24 protein-coding genes and 1 pseudogene are annotated in these 24,806 nt (G+C 43.3%); 7 read left to right on the top strand and 18 right to left on the bottom strand.

The window, feature by feature from the left end; all coding sequences use genetic code 11:
* Positions 1-430: 430 nt before the first annotated feature.
* The 5 genes from purT to G9F75_RS20135 form a co-directional block, all read right to left on the bottom strand.
* Positions 431-1,585: a phosphoribosylglycinamide formyltransferase 2 gene (purT, locus tag G9F75_RS15145; protein ID WP_021495308.1), complete on the bottom strand. Its 1,155-nt coding sequence runs from the start codon at positions 1,583-1,585 to the stop codon at positions 431-433.
* Between the two features lie 81 nt (positions 1,586-1,666).
* On the bottom strand, positions 1,667-2,737 hold the full coding sequence (locus G9F75_RS15150) for an iron-containing alcohol dehydrogenase family protein (protein WP_167409207.1): 1,071 nt from the start codon (positions 2,735-2,737) through the stop codon (positions 1,667-1,669).
* A gap of 71 nt (positions 2,738-2,808) precedes the next feature.
* Complete coding sequence (locus tag G9F75_RS15155) at positions 2,809-3,279, bottom strand: helix-turn-helix transcriptional regulator (protein WP_003156718.1); 471 nt, start codon at positions 3,277-3,279, stop codon at positions 2,809-2,811.
* Between the two features lie 263 nt (positions 3,280-3,542).
* Positions 3,543-3,986: a hypothetical protein gene (locus G9F75_RS15160; protein ID WP_007609154.1), complete on the bottom strand. Its 444-nt coding sequence runs from the start codon at positions 3,984-3,986 to the stop codon at positions 3,543-3,545.
* Between the two features lie 191 nt (positions 3,987-4,177).
* Positions 4,178-4,312: a hypothetical protein gene (locus G9F75_RS20135; protein ID WP_021495310.1), complete on the bottom strand. Its 135-nt coding sequence runs from the start codon at positions 4,310-4,312 to the stop codon at positions 4,178-4,180.
* Between the two features lie 51 nt (positions 4,313-4,363).
* On the opposite strand from G9F75_RS20135, the gene G9F75_RS15165 reads away from it, so the two are divergent.
* From G9F75_RS15165 to hpaB, 3 genes are all read left to right on the top strand, one after another.
* Positions 4,364-6,571 (top strand): glycoside hydrolase domain-containing protein, encoded by a 2,208-nt coding sequence (locus tag G9F75_RS15165; protein ID WP_029973952.1) that lies wholly within the window; start codon positions 4,364-4,366, stop codon positions 6,569-6,571.
* Positions 6,572-7,044: 473 nt separating this feature from the next.
* Positions 7,045-7,530: a hypothetical protein gene (locus G9F75_RS20140; protein WP_225513878.1), complete on the top strand. Its 486-nt coding sequence runs from the start codon at positions 7,045-7,047 to the stop codon at positions 7,528-7,530.
* Positions 7,531-7,679: 149 nt separating this feature from the next.
* The gene (hpaB, locus tag G9F75_RS15175; protein ID WP_021495313.1) at positions 7,680-9,125 is read left to right on the top strand and encodes a 4-hydroxyphenylacetate 3-monooxygenase, oxygenase component; all 1,446 of its coding nucleotides are present in this window, start codon (positions 7,680-7,682) and stop codon (positions 9,123-9,125) included.
* 55 nt (positions 9,126-9,180) lie between these two features.
* On the opposite strand, the gene G9F75_RS15180 is transcribed toward hpaB, so the two are convergent.
* Complete coding sequence (locus G9F75_RS15180) at positions 9,181-9,423, bottom strand: DUF2651 family protein (RefSeq protein ID WP_007408994.1); 243 nt, start codon at positions 9,421-9,423, stop codon at positions 9,181-9,183.
* A gap of 334 nt (positions 9,424-9,757) precedes the next feature.
* Between G9F75_RS15180 and glpT the strand changes: the two genes are divergently transcribed.
* Both glpT and G9F75_RS15190 read left to right on the top strand, forming a co-directional pair.
* A complete protein-coding gene (gene glpT / locus G9F75_RS15185) occupies positions 9,758-11,092 on the top strand; it encodes a glycerol-3-phosphate transporter (protein ID WP_003156725.1) in 1,335 nt (444 codons plus the stop codon).
* Positions 11,093-11,187: 95 nt separating this feature from the next.
* Positions 11,188-12,075 (top strand): glycerophosphodiester phosphodiesterase, encoded by an 888-nt coding sequence (locus G9F75_RS15190; protein WP_007408993.1) that lies wholly within the window; start codon positions 11,188-11,190, stop codon positions 12,073-12,075.
* Positions 12,076-12,256: 181 nt separating this feature from the next.
* On the opposite strand, the gene G9F75_RS15195 is transcribed toward G9F75_RS15190, so the two are convergent.
* Positions 12,257-12,505 carry a DUF2651 family protein gene (locus G9F75_RS15195; RefSeq protein WP_031304552.1) on the bottom strand — a complete coding sequence of 83 codons (249 nt, stop codon included), beginning with the start codon at positions 12,503-12,505 and terminating at the stop codon, positions 12,257-12,259.
* A 65-nt stretch (positions 12,506-12,570) separates the two neighbouring features.
* Positions 12,571-13,773, bottom strand: coding sequence for a hypothetical protein (locus G9F75_RS15200; RefSeq protein ID WP_021495315.1), 1,203 nt, complete (start codon positions 13,771-13,773; stop codon positions 12,571-12,573).
* 449 nt (positions 13,774-14,222) lie between these two features.
* On the opposite strand from G9F75_RS15200, the pseudogene G9F75_RS15205 reads away from it, so the two are divergent.
* Positions 14,223-14,363: pseudogene (locus G9F75_RS15205) on the top strand (glycerophosphodiester phosphodiesterase family protein); the annotation flags it as partial.
* 68 nt (positions 14,364-14,431) lie between these two features.
* On the opposite strand, the gene G9F75_RS15210 reads toward G9F75_RS15205, so the two are convergent.
* Both G9F75_RS15210 and G9F75_RS15215 read right to left on the bottom strand, forming a co-directional pair.
* Positions 14,432-16,321: a glycosyltransferase family 2 protein gene (locus G9F75_RS15210; RefSeq protein ID WP_021495317.1), complete on the bottom strand. Its 1,890-nt coding sequence runs from the start codon at positions 16,319-16,321 to the stop codon at positions 14,432-14,434.
* Positions 16,322-16,725: 404 nt separating this feature from the next.
* The gene (locus G9F75_RS15215) at positions 16,726-18,345 is read right to left on the bottom strand and encodes a glutamate/serine transporter AimA (protein WP_014416799.1); all 1,620 of its coding nucleotides are present in this window, start codon (positions 18,343-18,345) and stop codon (positions 16,726-16,728) included.
* A 185-nt stretch (positions 18,346-18,530) separates the two neighbouring features.
* On the opposite strand from G9F75_RS15215, the gene G9F75_RS15220 reads away from it, so the two are divergent.
* Positions 18,531-18,791 (top strand): hypothetical protein, encoded by a 261-nt coding sequence (locus G9F75_RS15220; protein ID WP_003156732.1) that lies wholly within the window; start codon positions 18,531-18,533, stop codon positions 18,789-18,791.
* A gap of 44 nt (positions 18,792-18,835) precedes the next feature.
* Here the strand turns inward: G9F75_RS15220 and G9F75_RS15225 are convergent, their stop codons facing one another.
* The 8 genes from G9F75_RS15225 to G9F75_RS15260 form a co-directional block, all read right to left on the bottom strand.
* On the bottom strand, positions 18,836-19,534 hold the full coding sequence (locus G9F75_RS15225) for a YqeB family protein (RefSeq protein ID WP_100261577.1): 699 nt from the start codon (positions 19,532-19,534) through the stop codon (positions 18,836-18,838).
* A 109-nt stretch (positions 19,535-19,643) separates the two neighbouring features.
* Positions 19,644-19,892, bottom strand: a complete 249-nt coding sequence (locus tag G9F75_RS15230) for a sigma-G-dependent sporulation-specific acid-soluble spore protein CsgA (RefSeq protein ID WP_029974790.1) — start codon at positions 19,890-19,892, stop codon at positions 19,644-19,646.
* An 80-nt stretch (positions 19,893-19,972) separates the two neighbouring features.
* The gene (locus tag G9F75_RS15235; protein WP_100261576.1) at positions 19,973-20,449 is read right to left on the bottom strand and encodes a DUF4879 domain-containing protein; all 477 of its coding nucleotides are present in this window, start codon (positions 20,447-20,449) and stop codon (positions 19,973-19,975) included.
* 103 nt (positions 20,450-20,552) lie between these two features.
* Complete coding sequence (locus tag G9F75_RS15240; protein WP_011996242.1) at positions 20,553-20,732, bottom strand: hypothetical protein; 180 nt, start codon at positions 20,730-20,732, stop codon at positions 20,553-20,555.
* Between the two features lie 13 nt (positions 20,733-20,745).
* On the bottom strand, positions 20,746-21,888 hold the full coding sequence (locus G9F75_RS15245; RefSeq protein WP_022552516.1) for an ABC transporter permease: 1,143 nt from the start codon (positions 21,886-21,888) through the stop codon (positions 20,746-20,748).
* A complete protein-coding gene (locus G9F75_RS15250) occupies positions 21,885-23,072 on the bottom strand; it encodes an ABC transporter permease (RefSeq protein WP_022552515.1) in 1,188 nt (395 codons plus the stop codon). The genes G9F75_RS15245 and G9F75_RS15250 overlap by 4 nt, the downstream gene beginning before the upstream one ends.
* A gap of 8 nt (positions 23,073-23,080) precedes the next feature.
* Entirely contained in the window at positions 23,081-24,016 is a 936-nt protein-coding gene (locus tag G9F75_RS15255) for an ABC transporter ATP-binding protein (RefSeq protein ID WP_100261573.1), read from the bottom strand.
* A gap of 141 nt (positions 24,017-24,157) precedes the next feature.
* Entirely contained in the window at positions 24,158-24,802 is a 645-nt protein-coding gene (locus tag G9F75_RS15260; RefSeq protein WP_167409208.1) for a response regulator, read from the bottom strand.
* Between the last annotated feature and the right edge of the window lie 4 nt (positions 24,803-24,806).

The following is a 24,806-nucleotide window of genomic DNA, read 5'->3' on the forward strand; positions in this document are numbered from 1 at the left end:
ATAAAGACTCCATTTTACGGAAACATAAAATGGAATTCTTTCAATGCTATCATTCAAATTCTTTTATTATACAGCATTTGGTGTTATTTGAACAATCTAATCTGGTGATTTTTGTTTTTTGCCGTTCATATTAAGGTAAGCAATCATGGTTTCCTCTATTCCGGATTACCCTGCTTAAATATTCCATGCCGCGGTCCGGATTGTCCGTTCTTGATGAATGAAAAGCCGTATGATGTATTGTTATTTCCTTCTCTGTGAAATGAGAACATTACATATAACGATTGCGGACATAAAAAGTTTCAAGAGTTGAAAAGTCTGACTGATACAAAGCGGCCCATACATTATCTCACAACCCCGTTTTCCAGTATATAGTCTGTCCAAACAAAAAAGGCGCCTTACCATTACGGTAAAAACACCTTTTAAGATCATTTTATGTAATTGATAAATGACTGAGTGCTTCGGCCGCTCTTTCTCTGGCCTCTTCAACGGTCCCGGCTGCAGAAAGCGCAACCGCCATACGGCGTCCGACTTTCGTGACGGGTTTACCGAATACGCGGACCTGAGTGCTTTTTACCGCCAAAGCCTTCTCCAAACCTTCAACCGCATAATCAGCAAGCTCTTTTGGCGCCTTCAGCGGACGGCTTGCCCCCGGCGACAGCTGAGTGATTTCCGGAATCGGGAATCCCAATACCGCGCGGACATGCAGCGCAAACTCCGACAAATTTTGCGTCACAAGCGTAACGAGCCCCGTATCATGCGGACGGGGAGACACCTCGCTGAAATATACTTTATCTTCAGTAAGGAAAAGCTCCACCCCGAACAAACCGTATCCGCCGAGCTCGTCCGTTATGCTTTTCGCAATGTGTTTCGCCTCTTTGATCTGCTGTTCCGTCATATGATGAGGCTGCCATGATTCAATATAGTCACCGTCTTTTTGTTCATGTCCGATCGGCGCGCAAAAGGACGTACCGTTCGCCGCGCGCACTGTCAGAAGAGTGATTTCTGATTCAAACGGAATGAATTCCTCAACGATGACCCGGCCGTTTTTCACCCGGCCGCCTTCCATCGCCATGTCCCAGCAGCTTTTCAGCCCGGAAGCCGAGCGGCACACGCTTTGCCCTTTTCCGGAAGAGCTCATCAGCGGTTTTACTACGCACGGAAAGCCGATTGTTTCCGCCGCTTCTTTAAATTCTTCATATGTATTCGCGAATTCATAGCCGGCAGTCGGAAGATGAAGCGTCTCTGCCGCAAGCCGTCTGATGCCTTCACGGTCCATCGTCAGCTTTGCCGCACGCGCATTCGGAATGACGTGAAAACCTTCTTCCTCAAGCTTCAGCAGCTCATCCGTCGCAATGGCTTCCACTTCCGGCACGATCAAGTCCGGTTTTTCTTTCTCAATGACTTCTCTGACCTGCGCTTTATCAAGCATATCAATCACATAGCTTTTGTGTGCGGCCTGCATGGCGGGAGCATGCTCATAGCTGTCAACGGCTACAGTGACAACCCCGAGCCGCTGCGCTTCAATGACGACTTCTTTCCCCAGCTCGCCTGATCCTAATAACAACATCTTCTTCGCCTGATACATGTCCTTTGGCCCCTCCCTTTCTATACCCCACTCATTATAACGGAAATATTCAAAAAATAAAGACAAGATAGATAACAAACTCTATCCTGTCTTTTGTTCTGATTCGAGCGATTCAATCGCCGCTGACACGTCCTTCTCGCGATATTGCCCCATTAAGCATAACGATTCTTCCGCCCGGCAGGCGTGAGAAGCGATGCGGCGCTTGGCTTCCTCATGGTTGTCAAGGATGCCGAGATCACAGAGGCTGACGGGGAAACCGAGCCGGCTGTAAAACGGAAGCAGCTCTTCAATCTCAGGTCTCCGATTCTCAAGCGCGAGCTGCACCAATATGCCGTAAGCAACCTTCTGGCCATGCAGCACCTGATGTGTCTCCTGAAGAAAACTGAGTCCGTTGTGGACCGCATGCGCCCCTGCCATCCTGCACAAACGGCCGCCATACCCGCCGACCGTTCCCGCAAGCATAATGATCGTTTCCGCCGTATGGATGAACGGCACGGACAGCTCGCCTTTCTCCATGCTTCCGACGGCCGCTTCACTGTAACGCAATAACAGATTACGGATATATTCCGCCTGTCTCAGCCCCGCCTGCGCCATCAGCGGCGCCGCCTCCTCCGTATTTCTGATGACCGCCTCAGCCTCATACCATTTCGCCAGCGTATCACCGATCCCGCTTTTCATATATTCAATGGGAGAGGAAAGTAAAAACAGCGGATCAACAAGCGTCAAATAGCTTGAACGCTTATGATAATCCACTCTGATAAAATTGCCGCTCTCATCATACATGACACTTAACGGCGTACTTGCCGCACACGTCCCCGCAATGGAAGGAACCATCACAGCCTCTATATCAAGCCGGTCTGCCGCCGCTTTTGCCAAATCCAAAATCGTGCCGCCTCCGATACCGATGATCACATCCGCGTCTTCCGCCTGCTCACAGACCTTACGCACCGCCTCAGGTGAACAGTATCCTTTATGCTGAATCACATCCCAGGAAGAACCGCCGCCGTAATCGGAGAACGCCTGATAGGATTTGATTCCGGCCACAATAACGGGTTTTCTGAATGTCTCCAGCAGCCCCGGAAGCTCTTTTGCGATTCCTTCCTTGCATATGTACTGATTCGGGCCGCTTCGGACGATATCTTCAGGCTTCATTCGAATCTCTCCTTTGGCTGGAATTTATATATATTTTCCCACTTGTCAGAAAATACATCAACCGGAGGTGCTCAGCGCTTCGCTTCTTCCGCCTCCAAAAACAGCTCATCAAGCCGCTCCAAAGCCTCTGCCTTTTCAAAACTGCTGAACCACAGATCATCATAGGAATCAAGGATGCGGTAATGGTGGGAAATCAAATGCTGCTGCAAGCGGAACTCGCCTTTTTTCTCGATGGCTTTCCACCACACCTTGCCGCCCATCGTCTTCCCCTTCGGCCTGTCAATTGTGCGGTGAGCAACCGTTTCAATGACCTCCAGCGGATCATCTCCTAATACGGATTGCAGTGTTTCACTTGATCTGAAAAGCGCGCAAACCGCCACAACGTGCGGCCATTCCGCAAGCGCCCGCCCTTTCTCAATCTGCACCAGCGACTTTTTAGAAAGGCCGATCACATCCGCCATTTTCTCCTGTGTGTAGCCTCTCTCCGACCGGATTTTCTTCAGCTGGACTGAGACAAGCTCAGTCATATAATCTTGATCCATCTCAACCTCCATATTTATCAATATAGCCATTTTACACCGCGGCACGCCTTTTTTATATCAGAACATTTTCAAACGAATCAAAAGAACCCGGGATTGGCTTATCATTGAAGCGATGTACCTTTCCGCATAATCCAGAATGATGCGGTGAATACAAACGTACGCCCGAAGAGACAGGTGCGGGCTCCCTGGCGGTTGAGCTCCGGAGAAAATAAAAAGCTGCCGCAGCTGCAGCAGCTAAAACTTTATAGACCGGAAAATCGGCATTATGAAGCGAATACAATCCATCTTGCACTATAATTGACACGTTTTTTCGAACCCTGATTGACCAATTTAAATCTGTATGAATCTCCTTTTTTTAACGAAGGTGTTTCAAAATAAGTCGTTCCGTTTTTCTTTGCATTGGCGGTTTTGATTGTTTTCCAGGCACCTTTGCCGTTGACTTGCTTTTGGACGTATATTTTATACGTGCCCTTCCCTTTACTGTTGGATTTAAAAGTCACGGCTCTCAAGCTGTACTTTTTTGTCGTTTTAGTGAATTTAGGGTGATATGTATTGATCACATAGTTAGTGAAATACCCGCTTTTATAAGTATGAAGCCAGTCTTTAGCCTCTGCTTTTTGCGGAGAAGAAAAACCCATAAAACCAATTCCGCTGATTAAAAGAGTAAAAATAATGATGAGCGACTTAAAAATCTTTTTGCTTTTCATCGAGAAAATCCTTCCTTCCTGTAACTATTTACCCTATTTATGTTAATGACAATATAGCCAATCATAAATCCGTCCAACTAACCATTTTGACCGCAGGAAGAGATGTGAACAGCCCTTGAAATGACTATATGACTACTACTTATGATTCTTGTTATTTTTGATTAAGTGATAAAGTTACTTTAAGCCGCTATTCATTTTGTTGTTTTTGTATCAATTGTCATAGCGAGGTCTTTTCCTATCAATGCCTCTTTCGGCGTTTGTGCTGCGGCTGTATGATGGGGCTGTCCCTGCTTGAACAAACTCATAAACCCATGACAAGCTGTCATACGTTTGCCACCTATGAATGAACGCACACTACACGCAATGGAGGGATTACAATGGACGAAATGGTCCTGGAAACACAACAATGGCTGAATGAGACGTACAAAGGCAGACACGGGTACAACAAAGTGCCGGAAAACGGAAAAACGGGCTGGGATACCATTTACGGTCTGACACGGGCGCTTCAAATTGAGCTTGGTATTTCAGAACCTGCCGATAACTTCGGACCGACGACACAAAGATTGTTTAAGCCGTTGAAAAAGCAGGCTCCCGATTCTAAACCGACAAACATGAATTACATTCTGCAAGGGGCGCTGTGGTGTAAAGGTTTTAACCCCGGCGGATTTTCAGGCGTTTTCTATGAAAATACCGAAAGCGCTGTAAAAGAGTTTCAAAAAGCGGCCGGGCTCACTAAGCAAGACGGCATCGTCACGGCACTCATTATGAAAGCCTTGCTGGATATGAGCGCTTTTCGGTTAGTAGCGGGAGGCGACAAAAGAATCCGCCAAATCCAGCAGAACCTGAACCGGGATTACAATGACTACATCGGCTTGATGCCTTGTGACGGCTTATATGCCCGCGATACAAACAAGGCTCTCATTTATGCTCTGCAAAAAGAAGAAGGCATGAGCACAAGCGTCGCCAATGGATTTTTCGGGAACGGAACGACCAGCTTATGCCCTACCTTGACTCCCGGCGATTCACGGACAGGCTTTGTTTTGATTGTTCAATACGCGCTTTACTGTAATGGGGAAGCGTTTGATCCCGGTGAATTCGACGGGAAATACGGCGTCGGAGTTGTATCGGCAGTGAAAGCTTTCCAAAAGTTTATGTGCCTGCCGCAGACTGGTTATGCGGACATGCCGACGATTAAAGCTTTATTATCAAGCTCAGGCGACACAACGCGGGCTGCTTCAGCTTGTGACACCGCTGCCATTTTGACGGCAGATACGGCTAAAACTTTGCGTGAGAATGGCTATAAGATCGTGGGAAGATATCTGACCGGGAATGTGCGGACAAGCAGCGGACTGACATCGAAAGCGTTAACGTCAAAAGAACTTTCCGCGATTTTCCATGCCGGCTTAAGCGTGTTTCCGATTTATCAGGACGGCGGCTATGAATCTTCTTATTTTGTAAAAGACCAAGGAACGAGAGATGCGTACAGCGCTGCATCAGCCGCCCGAAGATTAGGCTTTCCGTCAGGAACGACCATTTACTTTGCCGTCGATTTCGATGCGTATGATTATGAAGTCACAGATAAAATCATCCCTTACTTTCAAGAAATCAAGTCAGCTTTTATGAAAATGCAGGCGTTCTCAACTGCGCCGAAATATGAAATCGGTGTATACGGACCGAGAAACATTTGTATCCGGACGTCAGAAGCAGGTCTGACCAAATATAGCTTTACGGCTAACATGTCGACCGGATTCAGCGGAAACCTCGGATACCCGATGCCGAAAAACTGGGCTTTTGATCAATTTTATGAAGGAACGATCGGAAGCGGAGCGGGAAAAGTCGCCATTGACAAAGACGGATACTCCGGAAAAGACTCGGGTGCAAGCAGCGTCCATCCGCCTTCTGATCCTGTGTATGATGCAAGACTAAACACATTAACCAATATTCTGTCAACAATTCCAGCATTGGAAAATTCATCTGGTCTGGCCAATATGATGTTCGAATTCGGTACAACCGAAACCATTTTAGCCTCTCCAACTTTAGATATCTTATTGTCTACTTCAATTCTGTATACGATCCCAAGTGAGGGGTCTGCTAATACAATGACAATAACGAATGGAAAGCCCGGGGCTTATGTTACTGGTTTACTGGGAGATACACAAACAATACTTACGGCTTCAGACATCCGTTCTTATCAAAATTTATTAGACAATCTGAGCCTATCTGTAAGAAACGGTTATCTGGAAATGGCAGTGACCCCATCTGCTCAATCATTAGATGTTTCAATTAAAATCTATACACCTGACATTCCAGTTGCCGATGGGTCCACAACTGGACTTACGACCATGTTTACGTTTAGAATTAAAACGTATAAAGGTGTACCGGTTTCAGCTGCAGAAAGTGAATTAGCGAAGGACTGGGATCTTCTCCCTTCAGGCCTCGTTATTGTTGCAGGGGTGTCTGCTTTCTATTTCTCCTCTAAGATCCTTACTGTTGAAAAACCGACCGAGAATAAAACAGTAGAAGCGGTAACTGAATTCGCCGCAGTTTTACTAGCCCTTTACGCTTATATGACTGATCTCTACTAATCAAAGAAAAACTGCATGAATATCTTATTCATGCAGTTTTATTCCTATTATTTTTTTGGAGGTTTCACTCATTGAATGAAAATCAATCCGCATTTAACACAGCAAAGCAAACTGCACAAAGATTGTTAAAATGTAAGAATGAACAAGAAATGATGGACTTTTTAGCTGAACAGGATGTACATACGCTCAGTCTTTTAAAGTACTATTACTCTGCTCCGGCTCTTCCTTTTCAAATGCTCATGAAGATTGCTTTTTGCTGTATAGTGATGGCGTTGATCTTCACTTCATTCTTGTTTATTCAAGTCAAAACACTCATACCTGTTCCCATTTTATCTGATCTGTTGCCGGCAGTGTTTTCACTGTTTACAATCGGATGTATTGTCGCGTTTTATATGTTTTTTTCGCGCGAAAAGAAAGACCGGTTACCTGACAGCCGCTTAAGAAGAAACACTTACTCCTTCCGGGTTATAAATATGATAAATACAAATCTGGAAAAGAAATATCGTACACTGGCTTCTTTAGCGGGCGGTAAACAAAGTGATGATACACTCGAAGAAAGCATGAAGCAGATTAGCTCTTGTAAAAATGATGAAGAACTGATGAAATGTCTTGAAGAACAAGATACTGAGAAGTTATTCAAGCTGAAAAATCAGTTTTCCAAACCTGACTCCTCATTATTTGATTTTATGAAATGGATTTTTATCGGAAGCGTTATTGCTATGTTTCTGACTGCACTTTTCTCAGGTCAAGTCAGCTATGTTCATGTTCCCCGCCTGCTTCCGTATCTCCTGCTTTTTTTATTCGCCAGGGGCTTAATATATCTAATAAAACTGCTGAAACTGTACCAAAAAGGGCCTTTGCACTCCATTCCTCACTTTACAAAGAACGCTGAAAACATCCGTATCACCGGAATGATAGACTTTGTCCTCGAACAACGATACAAAGACATGATCAGTTAAAAACCCCTCTGCTTAAGGGGTTTTTTATTATGCAATTCCTTCACCCCCCTTATCAAAAAAGGCTCTTCCCCTTTGGAAATAACCGGAACACCCAATTTCGTTTTCAATATAATGAGGTAGTGGATCTGCAAAGAAAGAAGGGCGACATGATGGGTATCATTAATGGCAAAATGTTCATTGACCGATTAAATCAGCTTGGAAATGAGATTTGGCTCGATGGTGAAAAGATCGAGGGACAGATTTCTGAACATCCCGCATTTAAGGGCCTTCTGGAAACGAAGCGCTCTCTTTATGATTTGCAAACGAAACCGGACATGAAAGATCAAATGACTTACAGTCTTCCCGGTAAAAAAGAACGGGCCGGGCTTTCATACCTGCAGCCGAAAACGAAAGAAGACGTAAAAAGAAGAAGAAACATGTTCGAACATTGGGCCAGACACACGCACGGAATGATGGGACGAAGCCCGGATTATATGAATACCGTGCTGATGAGCTTCGCCTCCTCTGCCGCGCTTTTGAAAGACCGCGAGCATTGTTTTCCGGAACATGTTCAAGCGCTGTACGAACGCGCTGCTGCTCAGGATCTTTCTTTTACGCACACGTTTATCACCCCTCAGGTGAATCGTTCACAAATGGGTGTAAACGTATCGCCGACACCTATCTCGGCAAAAGTCGTCGATAAAAATGAAAAAGGCCTCATCATACACGGCGCCCGGATTTTAGCCACACAAGGCGGCCTGACGGATGAAGTGCTCGTGGTTTCTCTGCCTAAAATGTATTTTGAATCGGATGAAGCGTTCGCTTTTTCAATCCCTTCCAATACAAAGGGAGTAAAATTCATCTGCAGGGAATCTTTCGTACTCGGAAAATCATCGTTTGATTATCCGCTCAGCTCAAGATATGAAGAAATGGATTCTATCGTTGTATTTGATCACGTTTTGGTCCCTTGGGAACGCGTATTTTTTTATAATAATTACGAGGCGGCTTTTGATTTTAATATGAAAAGTTCTTTTAACGCCTTCGCATTTCATCAAGTTATCACGAGACAAATTGTAAAGACGGAGTTTCTCCTGGGCCTCGCCCAAACGCTTGTCGAAGCGATAGATGTGGGCGAATATCAGCATATTCAGGCTAAGATGGCTGAAATCATCACCGGTCTGGAAACGATGAAAGCCCTTCTGGAAAAGTCGGAGAATGATGCGGAAACAGATGAATGGGGTTATATGCGTCCGAGTGTCACTCCGCTTCGTGTGGTCAGCGCGATTTTTCCCGACATCTACCCGCGCTTCACGGAAATCATTCAGCTGATCGGGGCAAGCGGAATGGTGACTTTGCCGACTGAAAAAGCGTTCCGTTCTGACATCAGAGGAGACCTTGACCAATATTTGCAGGCGGCCGAATTGAACGCCGAAGACCGGGTAAAAGTGTTCCGCCTCGCATGGGATTTGACCATGAGCCCCTTCGGAACAAGACAGACACAATATGAGCGGTACTTCTTCGGTGACCCCGTCCGCTTAACCAGCCATCTGTACAGAAGCTATCCGAAAGAAGAACAGACCGCGGTCATCAAGGAATTCCTGCACATTCATAAATAAAACAAAGCAGAGAGCGCATCTCTGCTTTTGATAGCTGGATCGGCTGCCGCCGATCCTATTTTTTATTTTGGCTGATCACCACCATCGTAATATGCGATAACGCGAAAGAGACAAGCGTATACACAACGGCCCACCCGATAAACGAGAAATTCAATACGGTAAATGTGCATATAAGGCAAACGGCTAAAGCGGCAGCCGGCATAATGAACGCGTTTTTAAACAGATACGTTCCGGCGACTGACAAGATGATGATACAAAGCGGCAGAACACCGAACGCAAAATCCAATTCATCAATCAACAGATGCACTCCCTTCGCTTTTCTTAGTTCGGCCTAACACATCTTATGCCTGAGTACAAAATCGAGTACTTCAAATCTTTCGCGCTCCGGCTGATATTCCCTCCGGTTATTTATTCAAAAAAATGAAAACTTTCCTTAAAGCGTTTACATCCACGTCAGACTGTGATAATTTAAGAAAGCGCTATCATACACAAGTTAATGATTTTTGGATGGAGATGAGGAGAACCAGGAAACCCCGCCCTTTCACAAGGGTGATTTCTGGTTCTTTTTGTCATTTTCAAGGAAAGGAGTCATACATACATCATGATAGACGTTCAGCAAAGGGGAGGATATGATGTTTCAATTGTTTAAGCCGGCTCCGCATATTGAGAGATTGGATGATTCAAAGACGGATGCGGCCTATAAACGGCTCAGGCTGCAAGTATTTTTGGGGATTTTCATCGGGTATGCCGGGTATTATTTGCTTCGCAAAAACTTTGCCTTCGCTATTCCTTATTTTCAGGAACAAGGGTTTTCAAAAGGGGAACTCGGCTTGGTGCTTGCGGCCGTATCAATCGCTTACGGCTTCAGTAAATTTATTATGGGGATGGTGTCTGACCGCTGCAACCCGAGGTATTTCCTTGCGACAGGTCTGTTTTTGTCAGGTGTCGTAAACATTTTATTTGTTTCCATGCCATGGGTCACGTCAAGCGTGACGATTATGTTCATTTTTATGTTTATTAACGGATGGTTTCAAGGAATGGGCTGGCCGCCTTGCGGACGAACGATGGCTCATTGGTTTTCCATCAGTGAACGCGGCACGAAAATGTCGATATGGAATGTCGCCCATAACATAGGCGGAGGTATTCTCGCCCCGCTCGTGACTCTCGGCATCGCCATGTTTGTTACTTGGAAAAGCGTGTTTTTCTTTCCGGCGATTATCGCCATCGTCATTTCATTTGTGATTGTTCTTCTCGTTCGGGACACGCCGCAATCCTGCGGGCTTCCGCCGATTGAAGAATACCGGAATGACTATCCGAAACATGCGTTCAAAGACCAGGAAAAAGAGATGACGACCAAAGAAATTCTTTTCAAATACGTGCTGAATAATAAATTTCTGTGGTATATCGCATTTGCCAATGTCTTTGTTTATTTCGTTCGGTACGGTGTCGTTGACTGGGCGCCGACTTATTTGACGGAAGCGAAAGGATTCTCTCCTGAAGATTCCAGATGGTCTTATTTCCTTTATGAATATGCGGGAATTCCGGGAACGATTTTGTGCGGCTGGATCAGCGACCGGTTTTTCAAAAGCCGCCGCGCGCCGGCAGGCGTACTGTTCATGGCCGGCGTATTTATCGCTGTATTGGTCTACTGGCTTAACCCTGCCGGTCATCCGCTCATCGATAATATCGCGCTGATCAGCATCGGCTTCTTAATCTATGGACCTGTCATGCTGATCGGGCTTCAGGCCATTGACCTTGCGCCTAAAAAAGCGGCGGGAACGGCAGCCGGCTTAACCGGGTTTTTCGGCTACATCGGAGGCTCTGCTTTCGCCAACGCCATCATGGGTTATGTCGTAGACCGCTTTGACTGGAACGGCGGCTTTATCATGCTTATCTCCTCATGCGTGCTGTCCATCGTCTTCTTGGCTATGACGTGGAATACGGGCAAGCGGGCGGAGCATGTGTAAGAAAACAACATAAAAGATTAATATTTTTGCAGTACAGCATTTACAACGATTTTCTACACTAGAGACAGATATTGATTTTTAAGGGGGAAGAAAACATGCGGAAACATAAATTGTTTGCTTTGGTATTGCTTTCATTCGGTTTATTGTCATTCATCGTCACGCCTGTATCGGCGGCGGGAAAAGGAAACCTCTTGTCTCCTGACAGAATTTTGACCATTGCCCATCGCGGTGCTTCGGGGTATGTCCCGGAGCACACGATCCTTTCTTATGAAACTGCGCAAAAAATGAAGGCTGACTATATTGAGCTGGATTTACAAATGACAAAAGACGGCAAGCTGATCGTCATGCATGATGAAAAATTGGACCGCACCACAAACGGACAAGGCTGGGTGAAGGATCATACATTAGCCGAGATTCAAAAGCTCGACGCCGGCTCTTGGTTCAATAAGGCCTATCCGGAAAAAGCAAAACCGCAATACGCCGGACTTCGCGTTCCCACACTTGATGACGTGTTAAAACGGTTCGGCAGACATGCAAACTATTATATTGAAACAAAGGCGCCCGAAACATATCCGGGTATGGAAGAAAAACTGATCGCTTCACTGAAAAAATACAAATTGGCAGGTAAGCATGCGAAACTTGGACAAGTTATCATTCAGTCTTTCAGCAGGGACAGCCTTCTGAAAATCAAACAGCTCGATCCGAAACTTCCCGCCGTCCAATTGCTTGAAGCGGAACAGATGACGTCAATGACTGACGCAGATTTAACGGACATTAAAACATATGCCGTCGGAATCGGACCGGATTACAAAGCGCTGAACGCTCAAAATGTCCGAAACATTCGCAGCCATGGCCTTCTGCTTCACCCTTATACCGTGAACAGCGAGGCGGACATGCGCCGTCTGCTGAATTGGGGCGTAACCGGTGTGTTTACCAACTATGCGGATATATTCCAAAAGGTTAAAAAAGAATACAAATCATAAAGCCAGCATGGGTTCGGAGATGATGCCGAACCCATGTTTTTTCGCCCGATAATGCAAACGCCAGCATGGGTTATGTAGCGGGCGGAGCATATTATTCAAGCTTACATTCACCTTTATATTAATTAAAGGTATCACTGTAATTGTGAATTACCTATGATACCTTACAAACAAAAGGATATAATTATTTATTTCTATTATCTATTTTCTTTCTTATACTATTTGTAATAGACGATAATATAAGTGATACTAAACCATAGACAACAACCCATCCCCAGAAAGATAGATTAAAAACAGTAAACATTAGTATGACAGAAACAACTATACTGACAAGCGGCATTATATACACTTTTTTGAAAATATAAGTGAATATGATCGATAAGACGATAATAGAAAGTGGTAAAATACCAAAAGCAAGATCTAGCTCATCCATTATTATTCTCCTTTGTGAATTTAATTTCCCCTTAAGTATACTCACTCAGCTGTCTAGCCATTATATTAATTACCCCATACTTCTTTGTTTTTCTTAATCATAAAAAAGTCATATTCAGAAACATGGGTATTGTTAATAATTTTTTCAAGTCCTCTGATAGGAGTAGATTTTAATTTTTTTCCGTTTTTATAAGAGTAAGAATTAATCACATATTTCCCACCCTTGCTTATTTCTAACAAGAAAATTTCAGACTCATCAAAATAAGTGAATTTTGCTTGGTTTTCAAATTTTGTTGATCTATGTAATGGGAGTTTTTTCTTCGGCTTCATACTTTTCAGATCAAAAGTATAAAGTATTGAATTAGCTGCCAAATGATATAAAGTGTCATTTTTTACAAAAAAGTTATTAGTGGAAAGAGGAATTGCCAGTTGAGAAATTTCATCAGGGATATTATAACTGCCTAAAGGATATGCCCCTTTAAACTTATTATGCTTTAAATCTATTTCTGCTACTTTGAATTGTACTTTGTTTGATTTATCCGTTTGGTTATATAGTATAAAGAAGGCTGAGCTTTTTTTAACTATTATCTGTGAATAAACACTCCAATTTTCTTCATTCAATATAGGAATTGTTGTTCCTTTCCCTACTGTAACTTTGTCTTTATCTATTTTAACATCCTGGAAAGTCGGTGTTTTGATTGAAGAATCTTCATTTATCACGTAAATATATTCACCGTCATTACCGGTACTTGTATAGAAACCCGGAATAATTTTTTCATGAAATCCATTGCTGTTACCCCATCTGATTAAGCTATTATAATGGTTTTTACCGACTTCTTGATTATTCAAAAAATAAAAGATATTCCCTTTTATTAAATGACCCGATGACTGCCCATAACTTGTATGTACTTGATGTTGCATCGGGAATTTTTTGAAGTTATCGCCCATCATATAAACTTCTTTTTTGTCCTGTCTAACTATGTTTTTTTCATCTTGTGCAATGGTTCCAACTTCAATAGCATCTCCTTTTACAGCTGTTGCTTTTCCTGTTTCATCAATATATACAGTATAACTCCCATCTTTAGGGTAATCTATTGTAGCTGAATAATATATAGCTGCAATTTTATCATTCAAGAAATTCTTTTCTTTTTCTGTTTCAGTTTGTTTAACATCAGAAACTGTATTAGTATATTTAAAAGTTCCGATACATATAAATATACCTATTAATACTATGACCGCAATTATAATTAACCACTTAATTTTGTTCAAATATAATCTCACTCCTTAAAATAATAATGACTCCCTAAATAAACTTAGGGAGTGACGATGCAGAATGTTACAAAAAATTTTCGCTTTTTCATACTTATTACCATCGACTATTTGTTCATTTTTCTATATTTTAATTTATTATACAATTATTTCAAACACGACTTACGTACTGTATTTTCTCTATGGTTAATTATTTGTTTTGTCTCTAAAACTTTGACTTGAAGTACAGGAAAAAGAATGAGCATGGAGAAGAAGGAAATACATAAAAGGATTAATAGTTGCCCAACATATCTTTACATTCATTGTTTAGTATGGAAGACAGTTATTGATAGGGTGGAAGAAACATGCGGAAACATAAGTTGTTTGCTTTAGTATTGCTTTCATTCAGTTTATTGTCACTCATCGTCACGTCTGTATCGGCAGCGGGAAAAGGAAACCTTTTGTCTCCTGACAGCCACGGCCTTCTGCTTCATCCTTATACCGTAAACAGCGAAGCGGACATGCGCCGTCTGCTGAATTGGGGCGTAACCGGTGTGTTTACCAACTATGCGGATATATTTAATTTTGTTAAATCTAATAGGGATCAATAGGTTTACGAATCTAAAGATTTCAAAACAAAAACTGCACGTATATCGCGTGCAGTTTTATAATATTAATTTTAAATATTTCTCCCTTTAAATAAGGGTCTTAGTATATTCTTAACTTTTGCTTTAATAGATTTGCCCTTATAAATAACAGGAACACTTTGTTGCAAATGACCAATAATCACTTCTGCATTCTTTTTTAGCCTAATTTGTTTTAACTCCTGCTTAGTTACTTCAAAACTAAAGTCATATGACATTTTTTTTCGGGTAGAATCTTTAAGTACCACATCAGGTTTAAACACAAGAAACCTTCCAAAATTCACCTGGAAAGAATTCTGTTCTTCAAAACTTAAATCTGTTTCACAATCAAAATGTCCTTTAATCCTAGAACCGCTGCAGGTTAACACAAAGTTTTTAAAATGTAACATTTGATGTTTAACAACAAGAGAAAGATTACCCCATTTAGTTAGATACGAGTTTATAACGATAGGTTCTTTACATCCTTTTGCAATATAAGAAGCATTTTTTAAATAAACGCTTTCTTTCGATTTTAATCTCAATGATTTCGTATAATCTTCTATCTTACTAATTAATCTTAAATCTAATATACCATCTTCGCTATTTAAATGGAGTAAAGATTCTATAGAAATATATGCATAAAAATAAGTAACTTTTTCTTTTTTTATAATTTGCGTATCTATTTCAAAAGGATATTTTTTTTCAAAAAGGCTTCTATAAGCTGGAAATGAAATTGTTTTATCTTTTTGTTCTCTCAAAGAGACTTCGATAAATAAACGCTCATTTGAGGAGTCAACATGTGAATGATAACAAAAACCCTCTAACAAAACGGCATTCTCTAATTTCTCTATTTTTGTTATTTCTCCTTCAAATTTATTATTACGATGAAAGGAAATGGACTCATGCAAGGCCAAATTGTATGCTAATTCTGGTTTTGGATAGACCTTCCCATGTTGTACTACCATGTTACCAGGTTGTTTTTCAGCGTACCAGAAAGCAATTAAATCCTCCAATTGTCCTTTCTCAATTAAACGTAATAAGAGTTTATGGCGGGAAGAAAACTGCTGGTAGTAATCTAAGTATTGGTACTTGTCAAGCATTTTCTTTAATGTATTAAAAATATAGATTTTATCTTCAATTAGAAAAGACTTTGAAATCAGAGCGCTTAACTCCACTTCCATAATCCTTTCCCAGTAATGAAAGAAAATCAGCCGTTTTTTATCTGTTTCAAGGTTCAGTAATTCAATAGATGCCAATGTTTCTTCGATTCTGAACATAAAACTTTTACCTGATAATGGTTTCTTAGTAAGTTGAACCCTTCCTATTGTTTGATGATTGGTCAAATAATAACATGGGTAATCTTTAACAAGGGCTATGGAATTTGAATATGCATACGCTTGAATCATAAACGGTTGATCTTCTCCTAGAGAGAAGTGTTCCGGAAAACGAATATTATGTTTAATTAATAACTCCCGTTTAAATAGCTTTTGAGCACTCATCGTAAAAAGAGCATTGGAACCAGGGAAGGAAAAACAATCTGGATTCTTTTTAAATACAGCCACAGGAACACCTCTATTAATTCCTTCATAACGGCCGATAATTATATCACTTTGATACTGAACTATTTTTTCTTCCATCTTTTCTAAAGCTTCAGGTCCTAAATAATCATCTCCGTCTAGAAAATAAATATAATCACCTGTTGCTGCTTCTATAGCTTTGTTCCTCGGTCTGCCAGGTGCGCCGCTATTCTGCTGATGAATTACTTTAATAAACTTGTACTTGCTCATGTATTCATCTAAAATATTACCGCTTTTATCAGTTGAACCATCATTTACACAGATAATTTCAAGTTTGTCCTCTCCAACTGTTTGGTTCACTACGCTATCGAGACAATCTCTAATTGTGTTTTGATCATTATAAACCGGAATAGCTACAGTAAATATCATCTTTTTTCTCCTTAATTATTGTTTCCTATATAAAAACAAGTCCAGAATTATTCGAATCCAATTTTAAAAGTTTACCATAATTTCTTTCTTTTATAAATATGGGTTAAAAATTTTAATGTGTTTTTAAACCTAGCCACCGTAATCTAGATAATAAGATGGAATATTTCCAATAATTAAATCGAATTTTCCATAAGATCCCTAACAAATGCTTTGATTCATTTCTCTTTGAATTTGGAAAGCTCACTTCATTTAATCCTAAATACGATACTTTGCGGATTTTTAATTTTACCCATAAAAAAACACCTCTAAGTCGTTTTCAGGTATGATACCTGCTTTTCAACTTAAAGGTGCCTTTGTCCTGCGCTTACAGGCCCAGACTCTCAAAAACTTCAACTTTTTATAACTTATTCTTTTCCGGCAGCGGCTTCCGCCTGTCCGCCTTTTAATTGATCGTTGATTGCTTTGGCGTCTTTCAAATACTCAGTCTTGAATCCGCTCTTCAGCGCCCACGCATAGAAGGCAAGGGCAACGATTGCGATCAGCCCCATATCCCAGCCGTACGGAATGATGTTCAGACCGCCGAATTTTTCACTTCCGAGCCATGAAATGACCATCATGCTGAGCAGATAGACAACCATCCAGACGCCGCCTTTAAAGTTTCTGCGGAATCCTTTCCACTTCGCTTTCGCTTGGTAGTAGAAATAAATCGGAAGGCCGATCAAAATGATAAACAGCACCTGCCCTGTTAACGGCCAGCGCGCCCAATACAGCACGAGAGACGCGAACACGAAGCCGAGCGGTGCAACCACGCTCAGGCCTTTCAGACGGAGAGGCCGGTACAAATCCGCCGCCGTCCGCCGCAGCGTCATCACCGTCACGGGACCCGTGATATAAGAAATCAGCGTCGCAACGGAAATGATTTCAGCAAGCACGCCCCATCCTCTGAATAAAAACAAAAAGATAAACGATACGATCAGATTGAAAATCATCGCTTGGCGCGGCACGCCGTACAGCGGATGAAGCTTTCCGAAAATGCTCGGCATATATTTATTTTTTTCCATGCCGTAAATCATGCGGGACGTCGTAGCGGTATAAGTGATACCCGTTCCTGACGGAGATACGAACGCGTCCGCATAAAGAATAATGACAAGCCAGTTGATATTCAATGCGATCGCCAAATCGGCAAATGGAGAGTTGAAGTTCAGGTGACTCCAGCCGTGAACGATCATGGAAGGTTCAACCGCCCCGATAAATGCGATTTGCAATAGGACGTAAATGACGGTTGCGACCAGCAGCGAACCGACAACCGCAATCGGAATCGATTTGCCGGGATTTTTTGCTTCGCCGGCCATGTTAATCGGGCTTTGAAACCCGTTAAACGCAAATACGATACCTGATGTGGCCACCGCCGTCAGCACGCTTGCCCAGCCGTTCGGCGCAATGCTTGAACCGGATGTGAAGTTTCCGCCGTGAAAACCGGTAAACAGCAGCGCTCCGATTGTCAGCCCCGGAATAATGATTTTAAATATGGTAATCAATGAATTCGCTTTTGAAAATAAGTTAACTGTCCAAAAATTCAGTAAAAAGTAAATAATCAGTAATACGGATGCGAAGCCGAGCCCCTCTCCCGTAAGAGTGCCGTTGTGAACGAGATTGCTTGTCCATTTTGCCCATTCCCACGGCCATGAGCTCATATATTGAACAGACGCAACCGCTTCCACCGGAATAACGGAAACAATCGCAATCCAGTTTGCCCATCCTGCGATAAATCCAATAAATGATCCGTGAGAATATTGAGTATATTTTACCATTCCCCCGGCTTCCGGGAACATTGAACCCAATTCACTGTAAGAAAGTGCGATAAACAAAATAACGATCATACCGATAATCCAGGAAATAATTGCGGCAGGTCCCGCAATCTGAGCCGCCCGCCACGCCCCGAATAACCAGCCGGAGCCAATCATCGACCCAAGTCCGACCATCATGAGTGCAAACGTTCCCATTCTGCGATGTAATTGATTCATAAAGTTAACACCTTTCAATTAAAATATGACTCCAGCGCTATCATATATTTATAATATTATTCTGAAAATAGATTTGTCAATCTTTATCGCATTAAAGCGGAAAGCCAAAATTACCCTTCAGATGTTTAAACAGCCGTTAAGCGGGAATAACTACTGCAAGCCAGAAATAGAAAGGAGTTTTTATCGTGAAACAAAAACTGCTCATTTCAGGACTTGCCGTGTCGACTGTCGGAGTGACTTCCTACCTGCTCAAAGATAAATCAAACCGCCAAAAGGTGATGAACTTTATCCGCAATATGAAAACATCGCTCTCCGGGAAGCAGGATATTGAATCATTCCCCGTCAACAAAGCAGGCAACCCGCATCCCGAAGATATTGAAGATAACAAAATGGTATCCGAAGGCTCCATGTACCCGGTTCAATATTATGATGACAAGAAGAAATAATCTGTTCCCGGGCTGCCCGGCCGTATCAAACGGCGGCAGCTTTTTTATGCAGACGGCGTTTTATAGGTCCGCCAATATTGGCGCGATCCTTTCTCCCGCACAGTAATGCCCAGTTTGGATATTTCCGCTTTCAGCTCTTTCGCATCAGCCTTTTCCTCCTCTTTCAGCGCCTTTTCTCTCGCTTTTAAAAGAGCATTTGCCCCCGGCTCCAAATCCGGCGTGTCCGGCACCCACCGTTTGTATTCTTCTTTAAAAGGATCTTCCGTCCCCAGCCAGACATACCCATGCGCGCGAAACGCATCAGCCGCTTTTTCAACCGCCGGCTCAAGCTTCTCCCGAAAAAGCTCCTGTCCTTCAGTGCCTAATAAGACAAGATACTTCTCATCCGTAAACACACCGGAAATGCTGTCTTTCGAAAACACGCTTTCTTCATTATATATGGTTAAGGACACCTCGCTGTCCGTCACGACCGCCGTAAGACATTCTTTAAAAACAGTCCGCGTCAGCCACATTCCCCCGATTAAGCCGATAACGGCGATGACAGCCGCAGCCTTCCATCCGTGAAAAGAAGCGATCATTTCCAGCGGCCCGATAACAGGCAGCCAATCCAATGTTACGGCCCACTTCGCAATGACCGGCAGAAACCATCCGATGACCAGCCCCAATAATGGCGGCACCAGAAAAACCAAAGCTTTTTCAACCGATGATAACTCAAGAACCGTCTGTTTTTTTATTTCGTTCATGTTTCTCCTCCGTCTGTTTTTTTCACAACTATCCATTATACAAAGGGTTGGATGATTCTGTAAACTGTTTCCGAAACAATAAAAAGCCTCCCGACCGCCGGGAGGCTTTTTAAAACAGGAGCTCATATACTTCATTCAATTCCATCGTGCGCTTCTCATCCTGCTCGTTCTCAGCATATTTGATTTCCTTTTCAAGCACCTGATTCAGCGCATCCATTTCCAAATCATTTAGATCTTTCACAAACTCGCCCTCATTTTCATAATGCTTCACCTGAAGCTTTTTATAAATCCCTCGGCACACATCATGCTCCAAGTGGTTCGAAAGCGACTCGCGCAAATATCCGAGTGTCCTGTCCATCATGTAAGCCCTCCCTTTTCTTTAGGAATAGCTTCCCGGAAAGAGAGAAAAACTATACATGAAAGCACCGGGCGGCTGTTTTAACTCTGTACCTGAATGGAGAAAAATCCGCTGCTTAACGGTGTGTACGGCCCGTTCAGCCCCGTTGCGGAGAAAGAGAACGTTCCTGAACTGACATAAGAAAGAGGAACACTGTAATATTTAATATAGCCTGTAACGATATTGCCGTTTTTCGTATATTCATCTTCCAGCGCTTTTGACGTAAGATTTGTAATATTCGTTCCGTTGTTAAACGCCTGGATCGTGTTATTGTTCGGATACCCTTGGAAATATACGGCTAAATAACCCGTTGTACCCTTCATCGGTTTTGATGCGCTGATTTGGTTCGGCCCGATATTTTCCCATTGGTAACTCTGACCGTCAGACGTCACACCGATAATACGGATTTGTGTTAAAGCAGGAGCCGGCGCCGCAGACGCTGATGGAGCCCACAACCCGCTCACAAGCAACAAAACAGCGGCGGCCGCCGCGAATAGCGTAATGAGTCTCTTTTTCATGTTTTTTCCCCCTCTTATTCTTTTCGTAGAATCCTATACTATTTTACACGATTTACAAGGAAAAAGATTACATTTTATAAAAGAGTCCGGAACACTTTGTGAACTAGATATGAAACGCTCTTGAAACGCCGTTGATCATGAGAAAGATGCCGCAGATTCTTAACACGACTCTCGAACTTCTGTCATCTTTACCGAAAAAGGTTTTTCCGAGCCTCCCGATCCATACGTTCATTGCGGCTCCCGCGAGCAATTCTATGATTCCGATCATTTCTGCCATATACAAAGCAGCCACCCTTCTAACCGTTTTTTTTCATATGACGGTTTATCATATAAAGTGATAAGACTAATGACGCTGCACCGGCAGCAAGAAACAGGCTCAGCGGCACGATCTGCATGCTGCCTCCGCCATTGTTTTGAAATGAGCCGATCGCCCATTTTTCAGGAGTAAACAACGACAGCATCCGCATGTACTCCGGAGCCGCGTCTAAAGTGAAGAAAGCCCCTCCCAATAAACCCGTGACAGCTATAAAAACGGAAGCAAGCGACGTGAATTGCTTTTGGCTCTTCATGAACGGTATCACGGCCATCGTTACAGCAGTCAGCGCAAACGAGCAGGCCGCAAGCACCGCTCCCGCAGCAAAAACATGATCAGCAAAACGGATATGCAGCATGAATGTTCCGGCAGCGAGGATCACGATAATATGGAGAAGTCCGAAAAGATACGCCGCCGCAAACTTAGAGATTGCATATGCCGTATAGGAAACGGGCGTGCTCAGCAATCTGTCATATGTATGATTTTCTTGTTCATCTATAAATGATCGCAGGCTTTGGACTGCAACGAACCAGATAAACATCACTAAAAATCCGATAAGCCTGTCGGCTGCCTGTCCGCCTTCATAAACGTGATGGCGGTCAACATTGACGGCGGAATGATCCTGAATATCCTTCAAGAGATCAGCTGCCGCCTGCTTCCCGTCGGTGTGCAGCGTGCGGGATATCACTTTTGCATCGTGGACTATTTTTTTCAGCGCGCCCGCCTGCTGCGCAATCAGCTGCTCTGTCAAAACAGCATCACCCTTTTCTTCATTCTGAATAAATGAAACGTTCAATTCATCTCCGGAAAATAATTTTTCTTCAAAATGAGAGCCGATCAGCAATCCGAAGGAAATATCCTGATGATTAACCTTTGTTTTTAATACGTCCTCCGTGACCTTCGTGACTTTTATATGGCCGGCTGTCTGAATCATTTTCATAAATTGCGCTGAATAGGCGCTCTGATCCTTATCAGCTACATATACTTCCTTCTGCTGACTGCCATCCGCAGAAAAGGAAAAGAAATATGTGAGAAGGAGCGGGGCGGAAATCGTCGCAAAGATGGCAGCCCGATTTTGCAGCATCAGTTTCAGCTGATGTCTGATCATGAATAACAGCTGCGTCATGAAACAGCCTCCTTCCGTTTAAACACCCAGATGGTCAAACATAAAAACACGGCGCCGATGGCGGCAAGCTCTGCCAAATCCGCCAGAATACCGCTCAGACCGGCATGCTGCGTGACACTGACATAGCTGTTGATCGCTTTGCCGTTCGGTATCAGCTCCTGCACGATTTTCAAACTGTCAGGCAAGCCGTCTTTTGCGATAAAGCTTCCGCCTAAAAAACTGAATCCGTATAAAATGGGAGCCGCCATGCTTGAGACGGTCTCGTGGTTTTTTGCAGCAACCCCCCAAAGAAGCACGATACTGCCGATCGCAAATGAATAAACAATCGTAACCAGCAATATTTCAAACAAATTGCCCCATTTTACCTGATACAAGATGCTGCTTGCGATGATGACGGCAGCCATTTGCATAAGGATGGCAAGCATGATTCCCAAAAGCTTACCCGCCACATACTGGATACGTAAAACAGGCATTGATTTGATTCTGAATAACGTGTGCTGCTGTCTCTCTTCCACTATCCCGTGAATGAGCGCAAACGCGGTCATAATGGAGAACATGACGACCATTGCGATTGAATAATACTGCATCGCATCAATCGGGGCCGCGTGATTGCCGGCCGACTGTTTCGGAATGGTGACAGCCTGTTCACGTTCACCCGAAAGGCCGCTGATGATTTTGCTGGCATCTCCCTTTGACAGATGTTCCGACTTCTTCAGCACCGCTTTTTCTTCACTGATCTCCGCTTTTACTCTGGTGACAAACGAATCAGCCATCATTTCCACAATGTCTCCGTTTACAGAGCCTTGTTGGTCCGAGATGACTTTGATACTTGTTTTTTCATTGTGTTCTGCCGCTTTTGCAAAGCCTTTCGGCACGTATACAAAAACGGAGACTTTGCCGCTTTCGACAAGCTGTTTCCCTTCTTGGTAACTGCCTATGTCTTTTACACGGATGAGATCAGTTTGTTTCAGCACGTCATTTTTTAATACGTCGCCTAAAGAACTCTCCGCGTGATCCGCATTATAAAACGCGGTCTGAAATGGCTTCACTTTCGAATCGCCGTGAAAAACCGTTCCTAAAATAAAAATCATCAGTGCCGGAAACAGAATCAGTTTTATATAGAAAGACTTTGCTCCGGCCAATAACCGAAAATCTAATAAGATCAGCCTGAATAATATTTTCATGACGCCCCCTATGAATCCCGCAGCGTTTTGCCGGTGAGCCGGAGGAAAATGCTTTCCAGATTGGCTTCCTCGAAATGAATGCCCTTAATGGTGATACCGGTTTTCCTGATATCATCCGCAATATCAAGGATATTGCGATCTGCCGCAGAGACGAGCATCGTAATGGTCTGCTGGCTGACAGCAGCCTCGGCAACACCGGGAATGCGGCGGATTTTTTTAACGGCATCATCATTCAGCCCCTCTGCATTCACGATCAAGGTATCAGAGGCTTTGGCTGACTGCTTCAATTCGTCTTTCGTCCCGCAGGCAATGATTGAGCCGTGATCCATGATCGCCGCTTTTTCACAGAGGTATTCGACCTCTTCCATGTAATGACTCGTGTAGATGACGGTCATCCCTTTTTCTTGATTTAACGTCTTCACGGTTTGAAGAATATGATGTCTGGATTGCGGATCAATTCCGACGGTCGGTTCATCTAAAATGAATAGTTTCGGTTCATTCATTAGCGCGGCTCCGATATTCACCCGTCTTTTCATGCCGCCTGAAAACTCAGATACCCTTTGGTTTCGCTGTTCCTTTAATTCGATGATGTCCAGCACTTCATCAACCCGTTTACAAAGTTCCTTACCGGAAAGTCCGTACAAACTCCCAAAAAAAGCCAAATTATCCTTTGCGCTTAACGCTTGATATAAAGCGATTTCCTGCGGGACGACTCCCATCACTTTTTTTATGGCCGCAGACTGTTCGTGTAATGAGGTTCCGTCAATGCAGATTGTTCCGCCCGTCGGCGGGAGCACGGTGCTGATCATCGACACCGTTGTTGATTTACCGGCGCCGTTTGGTCCCAGCAGACCGAATATCTCGCCTTTTTCGACGCGCAGTGATATATGATTGACAGCGGTAAAATCGCCGTACTTCTTTGTCAAATCCGTTAATTCGAGCATTCGTGCAGCACTCCTTGTGTCATGTCTGCACTTATTCTACTCTCGGCAATCCTTGTTTTCTATTCACTTTCGTACTCGATATGGATATTACTTTCGTCATATGTTTAGTGATAAAAAGGGAGAGAGGAGGGTGAAGCGGGGTTATAGCAATTTTTGCAAATATAAAGTAAGCTCGGTTCTGTTTGACACTTCAAGTTTATCGAGGATTCTGGATACATAGTTTTTCACAGTGCCTTCAGTCAGAAATAAGTCTGCGGCAATGCGTTTATTGCTTTTGCCTTCCATAATGTGTTTCGCCACATCAAGCTCTCTCGGCGTGAGAATCTCCGTCAGCTTTGACTGCGGCTCTTCCTGCAACGCAGGGATCTCCATATTGTTCAGCGCTTTTACGACGGAAACCGTGATTTTGGGATTCAGCATCATCTTCCCTTCATAAACGGCTTGAAGGGAGGCGATAATTTCATCTGAATCAGCATCCTTCAAGAGATAGCCGTCGGCTCCGCTTTTCAGCCCGGCAAAAATATAGTGATCATCTTCAAACGTTGTCAGAATGATGACTTTTACGGACGGATATCGCGCTTTTACCGCTTTTGTCGTTTCGATTCCGTCCATACCGGGCATTCTGATATCCATCAAAATCACATCGGTTTCGGATTGAGAAAGCATCCGGAGAACCTCTTCGCCGCAAGAAGCCTCTCCCGATATTTGAATTCCTTCGTGAAGACTCAGAATCATTTTCAGCCCCTCTCTCACAATGGACTGGTCGTCTGCGATCATGACATTCACTTGA

The sequence above is a fragment of the Bacillus sp. EKM208B genome, from assembly GCF_011800725.1.
GTDB lineage: Bacteria > Bacillota > Bacilli > Bacillales > Bacillaceae > Bacillus > Bacillus velezensis.